We start from the raw sequence: 10,746 nt of genomic DNA, 5'->3' as shown, positions 1-10,746 counted from the left end.
CTGCCCCTTCGGGCGGAAAAGTAGGACACCGCCGAACACCCTTTACAACCGGTGCCCCCCAAACAACAGTTCGGGGGGCACCGGCATTTCCATTTGCCGCGAAATTGGCGAATTCGATTCAGCCACTCTTCGCGAAGTGTGGAGCGGCCCCGTATCCTTTTGCGGGACGGTCGGTAGAACAGGGAAGGCACACGTGGCTAGCGACAGGCAAGACGGCAGCGAGGAGCGGCCTCCGCGGCGAGCTTCCAACGCCGGCGGACCGCATCGTGGGCCGCGCGATCGCCCCGGTACGCCACGGTCGTCGAGCCCAGATCGGGCACGGCGAGCGCAACCCAGGACGCACGATGCGGGTGACGCATCGAAGCCCGCGGGCCCAGCACTGTCTGCCGCGATCGAGGCTAGGCAACTGGCGCCCGACGTTCGCCGTGAACTGATCACGTTGGACAAGGCCACCGCGGATTACGTTGCCCGCCATCTGGTTGCGGCAGGCGAACTCCTGGACGACGACCCAGAGGCCGCCCTCGAACACGCCAAGGCGGCCCGCAACCGGGCCGCCAGAATCGCTGCGGTCCGCGAGGCGGTCGGCATCGCGGCCTATCACTGCGGCGACTGGGCGCAGGCACTCGCGGAGCTCCGTGCCGCCCGCCGGATGGGCAGCAAGTCACCGCTACTGCCATTGATCGCCGACTGCGAGCGTGGCGTCGGCCGGCCCGAACGGGCGATCGAACTGGCCAAGGGACCCGAGGCCGCAGAACTGACCGGCGACGATGCAGACGAATTGCGCATCGTGGTCGCCGGCGCCAGGTCGGACCTCGGGCAGAACGAACAGGCACTCGCGATCCTGTCGACGCCGCCACTGGACACGACACGGACGGGCACGATGACGGCCCGCCTCTTCTACGTCTACGCCGAGACGCTGCTCGCGCTCGGGCGTCAGGACGAAGCGTTGCAGTGGTTCATCAACACCGCGGCCTCCGACCTCGAGGGCGCCACCGACGCCGAAGAACGCATCACGGAGCTGTCCTGACGTGACGACACTCGCGCAGGAGCACGACTGCCTGCTCCTCGACCTGGACGGCACCGTGTTCCGCGGCGATGAGCCGACGCCGGGTTCCGTCGACACCCTCGCGACCATCGAGGCGCGAACCCTCTTCGTGACCAACAACGCCTCTCGGGCGCCCGGCGCGGTCGCCGAGCACCTGATCGCGATGGGCTTCACCGCCAAACCCGACGACGTGGTCACCAGCGCTCAGAGTGCGGCGCGACTGCTCGCAGCCCAATTGCCCTCCGGGTCAACGGTTCTCGTCGTCGGGACGGAGGCGCTGGCCGACGAGGTCAGCAACGCCGGACTGCGCCCCGTCCGGCAGTTCGCCGACGATCCCGTTGGCGTGGTGCAAGGGCACTCGCCGGAGACGGGGTGGGCCCAACTGGCCGAGGCGGCACTCGCCATCCGTGCCGGTGCGCTGTGGGTGGCGGCCAACGTGGATCGCACCCTGCCGTCCGAACGCGGGCTGCTGCCAGGAAACGGCTCGATGGTCGCCGCACTACGTACCGCGACCGACCAGCACCCGCAGGTGGCCGGGAAGCCAGAGCCGACACTGCTGAACGACGCCCTGGCCCGCGGACAGTTCGAGAAGCCCCTGGTCGTCGGCGACCGCATGGACACCGACATCGCAGGCGCCAACGCCGCAGGGCTGCCCAGCCTGATGGTGCTCACCGGCGTCAACACGGCCGCGGACATGGTCTACGCCATCCCCGAGGAGCGCCCCGACTACGTCGCCGACGATTTGCGCTCGCTCAATGACACCGCGAGCACGCTGCGGATCGCACCGCATCCAGCCTGGCGGGTCGAGGTCGGCTCCGACACGGTGACCGTGCACTGGACCGGGCAGGACACGCAGGATCCCCTGACGGTGGTGCGCGCCACCGCGAGCGCCGTATGGGGCGCCGGGCTGGACGGGCGGCCGTTCGCCGTCACCGGCGGCGACGACACGGCACACCAGGCGCTGGAGCGCTGGTCGCTGCTGCGCGCCTTGGCGTGAATCGGCTAGCGTGAATGTCGATATGACTACCGACCCCGACCAGATCCGTTCGGAGATCACTTCGTTGCTCGCGACGCTGCCCGAACCGGACGCAGCCGACGGCGACGTGGAAGCCATCGCAACGCGCCTTGAGCAGGCGCACGACGTGTTAGTACAGGCACTGGAGTCCGTCGAGGGCCCGGCGGGCGGGGGTGCGGCGCCTTCCGGATTCGGCGGGTGAGCGCACGTGACTCGACGGGCCCGCGTTGACGCGGAACTGGTCCGGCGGGGTCTGGCGCGGTCGCGCCAGCAGGCCGCCGAGCTGATCGGCGCCGGGCGCGTCAAGATCGACGGCATGCCTGCCGCCAAGCCCGCGACGGCGGTCTCCATCGATGCCAGTCTCACCGTCGCGGGCGCGGACGAACGCAGCTGGGTGTCGCGCGGTGCCCACAAGCTCATCGGCGCGCTGGACGCCTTCGGCGTGACGGTGGCGGGGCGTCGCTGCCTGGATGCCGGCGCTTCGACCGGCGGCTTCACCGAGGTGCTGCTGGACAGGGGTGCCCGCGAAGTCGTCGCAGCCGACGTCGGCTACGGCCAGTTGGCGTGGCCTCTGCGGTCCGATCCCCGGGTGCTGGTGATGGAACGCACCAACGTGCGCGAACTGACCGCCGACGCCATCGGCGGACCCGTCGACCTGGTGGTGGCGGACCTGTCGTTCATCTCGCTGGGCACCGTGTTGCCCGCCTTGGTGTCGTGCGCGTCCGAGGACGCCGATATCGTTCCCATGGTGAAGCCACAGTTCGAGGTGGGCAAGAGTCGCGTCGGCCCAGGCGGAGTGGTCAGTGACCCAGGGCTGCGGGCCGAATCGGTGCTCGGGGTCGCACACCGCGCCGCCGAACTCGGTTGGCATACCGTCGATGTCACCGCGAGTCCATTGCCTGGTCCATCCGGCAACGTCGAGTACTTCCTGCGGCTACGGGCCAGCACCGACCAGCCCCTCGTCGGCGACGTGCTGGCAGCCGCTGTGGCCAATGCCGTCGCGGAGGGACCGCAGTGACCACCGAGCGCACCATCCTGCTGGTGGTTCACACCGGCCGCGACGAGGCCACCGAAACCGCCCGACGGGTCGAGAAGGCGCTCGGCCAGCACGGCATCGGCCTGCGCGTGCTGGCGGCGGAGGCCGTCGACGGCAGCCTGCAGCAGGTGTCGGACGTTCTGCGCAGCCTCGGCACCAGCATCGAGATCGTCGACGCCGACGAACGTGCCGCCGAAGGCTGCGAATTGGTGCTCGCACTCGGCGGTGACGGCACGTTCCTGCGCGCGGCGGAGCTCGCCCGCAACGTCGAGATTCCGGTTCTCGGCGTCAATCTCGGCAGGATCGGCTTCCTCGCCGAGGCCGAGACGGATGCCATCGACTCGGTGCTCGACCACGTCATCGAGCGCGACTACCGCGTCGAGGAACGCATGACCCTCGACATCGTCGTGCGCGTCGACGGGCGCATCGCGCATCGCGGCTGGGCGCTCAACGAAGCCAGCCTGGAGAAGGGGCCGAGGCTCGGCGTGCTCGGCGTGGTGCTCGAGGTCGACGGCCGTCCTGTGTCCTCGTTCGGATGCGACGGCGTGCTGGTGTCGACGCCGACGGGTTCCACGGCGTACGCCTTCTCCGCGGGCGGGCCGATCCTGTGGCCCGATCTCGAGGCGATCCTGGTGGTGCCCAACAATGCTCACGCATTGTTCGCCCGCCCGATGGTGACCAGTCCCGACGCGTCGATCGCGATCGAGGTCGAGGCTGGCGGGCACGACGCGATGGTGTTCTGCGACGGTCGCCGCGAGATGGTGGTGCCTGCCGGCGGGCGCCTGGAGGTCACGCGGTGCGGCACCCCGCTGAAGTGGGTGCGGCTGGACAGCGCACCGTTCACCGACCGGCTGGTGCGCAAGTTCCGCTTGCCGGTCACGGGTTGGCGCGGCCAGTAGTGCTTGCCGAGATCCGGATCGAGGCGCTTGGCGCCATCAACGCCGCCACCGCCGAGTTCGACCGCGGCCTCACGGTGCTGACCGGCGAGACCGGAACGGGCAAGACGATGGTCGTCACCGGCTTGCACCTGCTCGGCGGTGGACGCGCGGACGCCAGCCGGGTGCGGTCGGGCTCCGAACGCGCCGTCGTCGAGGGCCGGTTCACCACGACGGACGTCGGTGAGCACGTGTCCGTCCGGGTCGACGACATCCTGGATTCCTCTGGGGCCGAGCGGGACGACGACGGCAGCGTGATCGCGGCGCGTTCGGTCAGCAAGGACGGCCCGTCGAGGGCATACCTTGGCGGCCGCAGCGTGCCCGCGAAGTCGTTGAGTACCTTCACCACTGAACTCCTGGCGTTGCACGGCCAGAACGACCAGCTCCGGCTGATGCGGCCCGACGAACAGCGCGCCGCGTTGGACCGGTTCATCGACGGGGACACCCGGCTGGCGCGTTACCGCGGCATCCGCGACGAATGGCTGGCGGCCCGTCGGGATCTGGCCGATCGCAGGCAGCGTGCGCGGGAACTGGCGCAGGAAGCCGACCGGTTGCAGTTCGGGCTCAACGAGATCGACGCCGCCGCGCCGGACCCTGGCGAAGACGAAGCTCTGGTGACCGAGATCAGGCGGCTGTCCGAGCTGGACGCGTTGCGGGAGGCTGCGCAGTCCGCGCGGGCGGCGTTGTCCGGCGAGTTGGACGAGGTGTCCGACGCCGGCGCGACGTCGGCGGTCGATGGTGTCGCGCACGCGAAGACGGCGCTTGAGGCGACCGACGACGTGGCGCTGCGCGCGCTCGGCGGCCGGCTCGGCGACGCGCTCGCGGTGATCGGCGACGTCTCGACCGAACTGGGTGGCTACCTGGCCGAGTTACCCAGCGATGCAAGCACATTGGAGAATAAGCTGGCCCGACAGGGCGAGCTGCGCAACCTCACCCGCAAGTACGCGGCGGACATCGACGGCGTCCTCGACTGGGCCCGCGATGCGCGGGACCGGTTGGCGCAGCTCGACGTCTCAGAGGAAACCCTGGCGGCGCTGGCGCAGCGGGTCGACGAGCTGCGCACGACGCTGGCGGCGGCCGCTGCGGAGCTCACCAAGGTTCGGACCAAGGCCGCCAAGGCTCTGGCCAAGGCCGTCACCGCAGAGCTGGCCGGCCTGGCCATGGCAGGCGCCGGGTTCAGCATCTCGGTGGCGCCTCTCGTCGCGCGGGGCGACGACTTGGCGCCCCTGGTCTTGCCGTCCGGTGAGACGGTGCACGCTGGACACGACGGTGTGGACGCCGTCGAGTTCGGTTTCACCCCACATTCCGGATCTGACGTGCTCCCGCTGGCGAAGAGCGCCTCCGGTGGCGAGCTCTCCCGCGTCATGCTGGCGCTCGAGGTGGTGCTTGCGGCGTCCGCCGAGGGCACCACGATGGTCTTCGACGAAGTCGACGCGGGCGTCGGTGGGCGTGCGGCGGTGCAGATCGGGCGTCGGTTGGCACGGTTGGCGCGCACGCACCAGGTCATCGTCGTCACGCATCTCCCGCAGGTTGCCGCTTACGCCGATGTGCACCTCGTGGTCGACAGCGGTGAGGGGCGCAGCAAGTCCAGCGTGGTACGTCGACTCGACGACGACGATCGGGTCGCCGAGCTGGCGAGGATGCTGGCTGGGCTCGGCGAATCGGACAGCGGGCGCGCGCATGCTCGTGAGCTGCTCGAGGCGGCGCGGGTCGACTCCGCGACCTAAACGTGTTGCAGATGTGACAGAACATAACTTGTGAGGCTGGTGTTACGGCGCGCCTCCACCTCTACCTGAGGGTTGGCCGACAGAATCACTCCAATGAAGATGTCAGCGCTGCTCTCGCGTAATGCCGGCTCCCGACCGGGCGTCGCAGGTACCGCCCGCGTCGACCGGGACATCGATCGGCTGCTGAGACGCATCGGGCCCGGCGACATCGTCGTCATGGATGCGCTCGACCTCGACCGGATCACCGCCGACGCACTCGTCGAGGCCGACATCATTGCCGTGGTGAACTGCTCACCGTCGATCTCGGGTCGTTACCCGAATCTGGGCCCCGAGGTGTTGGTGGCCAACGGCGTGATGCTGATCGACGACGCAGGCCCCGAGATCTTCAAGAAGATCAAGGACGGCGCGCGGATCCGCCTGAACGACGGCGGGGTGTACACGGGCGACCGCCGGATCGCGCTCGGCACCGAACGCACCGCCGAGGCGATTCACGAACTTATGCACGAGGCGAAGAGCGGGCTGGTCGCTCACCTTGAGGCGTTCGCCGGAAACACCATCGAGTTCATTCGCAGCGAGAGCCCACTGCTGATCGACGGCATGGGCATTCCGGACATCGACGTCGACCTGCACCGCAGGCACGTAGTGATCGTCGCCGAGGAGCCGAACGCCGCCGAAGACCTGAAGGCGCTCAAGCCGTTCATCAAGGAGTACCAGCCGGTGCTGATCGGCGTCGGGACCGGAGCCGACGTGCTGCGCAAGGGCGGCTACCGACCGGCGCTGATCGTCGGTGACCCCGAGTCGATGAGCGTCGAGGTGCTGCGCTCGGGAGCCCAGGTGGTGCTGCCCGCCGACGCCGACGGTCACGCGAAGGGCCTCGAGCGCATTCAGGACCTGGGCGTCGGCGCCATGACGTTCCCCGCAGCCGGATCGGCCGCCGATCTGGCGCTGCTGCTGGCCGATCACCATGGCGCATCGTTGATCGTCACCGTTGGCCACACCGCGAACATCGAGGAGTTCTTCGACCGCACGCGACAGCAGAGCCTCCCGTCGACCTTCCTCACCCGCCTGAAGGTGGGGGAGAAGCTGGTCGACGCGAAGGCCGTCGCCACCCTCTACCGCAGCCGGGTCTCCGGCGGCGCCATCGCGCTTCTGGTGCTAGCCATGCTGATCGCCGTCATCGCCGCCCTCTGGGTGTCGCGCGCCGATGCCACTGTCCTGCAATGGGTGTCGGACTACTGGGATCGGTTCCTGCTCTGGGTGCAGGGCATCGTCACCTAGGAGCACCGTGATTTCCCTCCGCTCGCATGCCATTTCGCTGGCCGCCGTGTTCCTGGCATTGGCCATCGGTGTGGCGTTGGGCTCCGGCCTGCTGTCGAACACGCTGCTGTCCGGCCTGCGCGACGACAAGCACGAGATGCAGAACCAGATCAACGGGCTGACCGACGACAAGAACGGTCTCAACGAAAAGCTCAGCGCAGCTGGTGAATTCGATGCGCAGATGTCTCCACGGATTCTGCGAGACGCGTTGACCGGTAAGTCGGTGGTGCTGTTCCGTACCCCTGACGCCGCCGACGACGACGTCGACGCGCTCACCCGCTTCGTCGGCGCGGCAGGTGGCACGGTTTCTGGCACCGTCGCCCTGACGCAGGAGTTCGTCGACGCCAACTCGGCGGAGAAGTTGCTGTCGGTGGTGAATTCGCCGATCGTGCCCGCCGGGCGGCAGTTGAACACCAAGTCTGTGGATCAGGGTTCGCAGGCCGGCGACCTCCTTGGCATCGCCCTGCTGCGGGCCAAGGACCCCGGAACGCCCGCCGTCGACGACGCCCAGCGCGACGCAGTCCTGACCGCGCTGCGCGACACCGGCTTCATCACCTACGGCCGCGGCCGGATCGGCCCCGCCGACACCGCATTGATCGTCACCGGCGGCGGACTGGGGGCGGACGCGGGCAATCAGGGTGCCACCGTCGCCCGTCTCGCCGCAGGTTTGGCACCCCACGGAGCGGGCACGGTCGTGGCGGGACGCGACGGTTCCGCGTCCGGCACCGCCGCCGTCGCCGTGACCCGATCCGACCCGGCCCTGACCGGCGCCGTGAGCACCGTCGACGACATCGATGCCCAGTCCGGCCGAATCACCACGGTGCTCGCATTGCAGGAATTGGCCGCCGGTGGCAGGCCGGGTCAGTACGGCATCGGGCAGGGCGCGACGATCGTGACGGTGCCTCAGTAGCGGTCACGTTCGGCCCGACCTCTTCAACCACGCCGGCATCCTCGTGACCACCGAGCAGCGGGAACCACTCCGGCGTCGGCAGACCACTGGCCCGCATCAACTCGACCATCTCCGGGGTGAGCACCGGGTCGCCCGTCGCGAAGTGGTCGTCGGTGTGGCTGCCCCCGGAAACGGCGATAGGGACCGGACCTCGCCGTCGCGGGGTGGGTCGAGGTCGATCTCGCAGATTTCCCAGTCATTCCGACTCCCCGCAGCACCGCGGCGTGAACACTTCATCGCTGCCGCCCCGACCGTGGTGTCATGCCGAACCGGCGCACGCCGCGCGCGGCGGCCCCGCGCATCACCCCGAGCGCGAACTTGACCCGGCGACGTGACACCGGGTACCACAGCAGTTCCTTGGACTGCGTGGGAAACCGCGGCGTCGTGATCGCCTGCTGCCGGCAGTACTTGAGCATTCCGCTGGCGCCGCCGAAGCGGGTGCCCACGCCCGACTGCTTCCAGCCACCCAGTGGAAGCGCGAGGCTGAAGGCATTGGCGATGGCGTCGTTGATGTTCACCGCACCGACGTCGAGCTGTCGTGCAACCCTCTCGCCGCGCTTCTTGTCCCTTGTCCAAACCGTCGCCGACAGCCCGTAATCCGAGTCGTTGGCCAGCCGGATCGCTTCCGCCTCATCGGCGACTTTCATCACCGGCAACGTCGGGCCGAATGTCTCCTCGGTCATGCATGACATCGAATGGTCGACTTGCGCGAGGACGGTCGGTTCGAAGAAGGTGCCAGTCCCAGTCGGCTTGCCGCCGACCATCACCCGGGCGCCCTTCGCGACCGCGTCGTCGACATGACGCGCCACGACGTCGCGCTGCGCAGACGTGGCCATTGCCCCGATGTCGAACTTGAACCCCCGGTCGTCTTGGCCCTGCCTCAGTTTGCCAACGTTGCTGGTGAGCTTGTCCACGAATTCGTCGTAGACCGACGTCTCGACGTACACCCGCTCCACTGAGAAACACGCTTGACCGGCCTGCAGCAGCCCGGCCCACGTGATGCCGTTGGCGGCGCGCTCGAGATCGGCGTCGGAAAGCACCAGTGCCGGGTCATTGCCGCCGAGTTCGAGGCTGTAGGGAATCAGCTGTTGCGCACACTGATTGGCGATCTTGCGGCCGGTTGCGGCCGAACCGGTGAACTGAACGAAGTCGACGTTCGCGATGACGGCGGCACCCGTGTCTCCGTAGCCGGCCGCCAGCGCAAGCACGGGCGGGGCACCAACCTCGGACCAGCCTCGCGCGAACTCGACCGCGCTCAGCGGCGTGATCTCCGACGGCTTCATCATCACTGCGGCGCCCGCCGCCAGCGCCGGAATCACGTCCATGGCTGGCATCGTGAACGGAAAGTTCCACGGCGAGATCACTCCGACGACCGAATAGGGTCGGTACACCGTGGTGAGCTGGCTACGAGCGGCAAGCGGGTTGTGCGGTTTCGGGTGATCGTCGGCGAGGAACTTCTCGGCGTTGCCCGCCCAGTACTTGATCATGTCGGCCGTGGCAGGCACCTCGATGCTGGCATCGGCGCGCGTCGCGCCGGTCTCGGACTGCACCACGTCGGCGATGTGCTCGGCGTTGTCGAGCATCCAGTCCTGGAACTTCAACAGCCATGCCTTGCGTCCGTCCGGGCCGATGTCCCGCCAGTCGGGTTGGACGAGCCGCAGCTGACGTACCCGCTCGGCGACCTCATGGACCGAAGCGATCCGCACCTCGCCGACGACGCTTCCATCGGCAGGGTTGCGTACCTGGACGACGTCTGAGTCGGCGGGAACTTCGGTCTTGCTCATCGTGAATCCCGTCGCTCGAGTTTCGGTGGGCCGCCTCGGGTCCGCCGATCCGCCGATTTATCTTCGTATGCTATACGGTATATTTAACGGATCAAAGGGGCAACCTGTTTCAGACTCGTTATTCAGTGCTCGAGTAAGGATGAATAGGTGAATGCTTCGCCAGGACAGTCCACACGACGGCGCCGAGGGATGAAGCGCTCGCTGACCGAAATCCAGATTGTCGAGGCCGCCCTCGACCTGACTCGCGAACTGAGTCTGGACGGGTTGACGATGGCCAGGCTGGCGAAACGACTTGGCGTCGGCGCGATGACGTTGTATTCGTACTTTCGCAGCCGAGATGAATTGCTCGATGCGATGGCACGCCGCGCTGCGGTCGAGTTATACGACGGGCACGTCGACCTTGATGGGGAGAGCTGGGACGTTGAACTTCGGGAGCACTACCGGCAGGTCCGGGAGAGCCTGAAGGCGAACCCGACTTTGGCGGACCTGTTGTTCTACCGCGGTCAGGTGCTGGCCGGCACGGAACTCGCCGAGGAGATCGCCGCTCATTGGCGACACCACATCGACTCGATGATCGCTGGGGGAGTCGAGTCGACATCAGCAGTCCGTGCGCTCTACGGCCTGTCCATGTTCTCGTTCGCCTCGGCACTCCGCGTCGACGATCTCGTCGAGTCCACCGAGTACCGTCAGAGCATCGACGAAACGCTGACAGCCGTCGGCCGACTCCCGGCGGGAACGGCCCCGGACGTGCGATTCGGCTCAGACGAGGAGTTCGCTTTCATGGTGGACCTGGTGTTGCGTGGACTGAAATCGACCGTCGACGCGTAACCGGCGCATCACTTCGAAGTGGACGAGAACCGTCCCGACGACAGGAGGACCGGGGCGCCGAGTCGGAGGGGCAGGGTCTCTTTACGAGCTCACCTACAAGGTGATTCGAC

Annotated in this window: 10 protein-coding genes and 1 pseudogene; 9 read left to right on the top strand and 2 right to left on the bottom strand. The window is 68.0% G+C overall.

Annotated features, from left to right (window positions below; all coding sequences use genetic code 11):
* Positions 1-193 precede the first annotated feature (193 nt).
* The 8 genes from HNP02_RS41970 to HNP02_RS41935 all read left to right on the top strand — a co-directional run bounded on the left by HNP02_RS41970 (position 194) and on the right by HNP02_RS41935 (position 7,985).
* Positions 194-1,027, top strand: a complete 834-nt coding sequence (locus HNP02_RS41970) for a tetratricopeptide repeat protein (protein WP_184446726.1) — start codon at positions 194-196, stop codon at positions 1,025-1,027.
* A 1-nt stretch (position 1,028) separates the two neighbouring features.
* Entirely contained in the window at positions 1,029-2,042 is a 1,014-nt protein-coding gene (locus HNP02_RS41965; protein WP_184446725.1) for an HAD-IIA family hydrolase, read from the top strand.
* Between the two features lie 22 nt (positions 2,043-2,064).
* Positions 2,065-2,262 carry a hypothetical protein gene (locus HNP02_RS41960; protein WP_184446724.1) on the top strand — a complete coding sequence of 66 codons (198 nt, stop codon included), beginning with the start codon at positions 2,065-2,067 and terminating at the stop codon, positions 2,260-2,262.
* A 6-nt stretch (positions 2,263-2,268) separates the two neighbouring features.
* A complete protein-coding gene (locus tag HNP02_RS41955; RefSeq protein ID WP_184446723.1) occupies positions 2,269-3,078 on the top strand; it encodes a TlyA family RNA methyltransferase in 810 nt (269 codons plus the stop codon).
* Complete coding sequence (locus HNP02_RS41950) at positions 3,075-3,995, top strand: NAD kinase (RefSeq protein WP_184446722.1); 921 nt, start codon at positions 3,075-3,077, stop codon at positions 3,993-3,995. The genes HNP02_RS41955 and HNP02_RS41950 overlap by 4 nt, the downstream gene beginning before the upstream one ends.
* On the top strand, positions 3,995-5,758 hold the full coding sequence (gene recN / locus HNP02_RS41945) for a DNA repair protein RecN (protein WP_184446729.1): 1,764 nt from the start codon (positions 3,995-3,997) through the stop codon (positions 5,756-5,758). The genes HNP02_RS41950 and recN overlap by 1 nt, the downstream gene beginning before the upstream one ends.
* Before the next feature lie 93 nt (positions 5,759-5,851).
* A complete protein-coding gene (steA, locus tag HNP02_RS41940) occupies positions 5,852-7,036 on the top strand; it encodes a putative cytokinetic ring protein SteA (RefSeq protein ID WP_184446721.1) in 1,185 nt (394 codons plus the stop codon).
* Positions 7,037-7,043: 7 nt separating this feature from the next.
* On the top strand, positions 7,044-7,985 hold the full coding sequence (locus HNP02_RS41935; protein ID WP_184446720.1) for a copper transporter: 942 nt from the start codon (positions 7,044-7,046) through the stop codon (positions 7,983-7,985).
* 4 nt (positions 7,986-7,989) lie between these two features.
* Here the strand turns inward: HNP02_RS41935 and HNP02_RS43520 are convergent.
* Both HNP02_RS43520 and HNP02_RS41930 read right to left on the bottom strand, forming a co-directional pair.
* A pseudogene (locus HNP02_RS43520) lies at positions 7,990-8,242 on the bottom strand (alcohol dehydrogenase); the annotation flags it as partial.
* A 15-nt stretch (positions 8,243-8,257) separates the two neighbouring features.
* A complete protein-coding gene (locus HNP02_RS41930) occupies positions 8,258-9,808 on the bottom strand; it encodes an aldehyde dehydrogenase family protein (protein WP_184446719.1) in 1,551 nt (516 codons plus the stop codon).
* Positions 9,809-9,955: 147 nt separating this feature from the next.
* On the opposite strand from HNP02_RS41930, the gene HNP02_RS41925 reads away from it, so the two are divergent.
* Positions 9,956-10,636 carry a TetR family transcriptional regulator gene (locus tag HNP02_RS41925; RefSeq protein WP_184446718.1) on the top strand — a complete coding sequence of 227 codons (681 nt, stop codon included), beginning with the start codon at positions 9,956-9,958 and terminating at the stop codon, positions 10,634-10,636.
* Positions 10,637-10,746 lie beyond the last annotated feature (110 nt).

Origin of the sequence: Mycobacterium sp. AZCC_0083 (genome assembly GCF_014202335.1) — a bacterium.
GTDB lineage: Bacteria > Actinomycetota > Actinomycetes > Mycobacteriales > Mycobacteriaceae > Mycobacterium.
The sequence above is the reverse complement of the archived record's forward strand: the minus strand, read 5'-3'. Positions and strand labels throughout refer to the sequence as shown.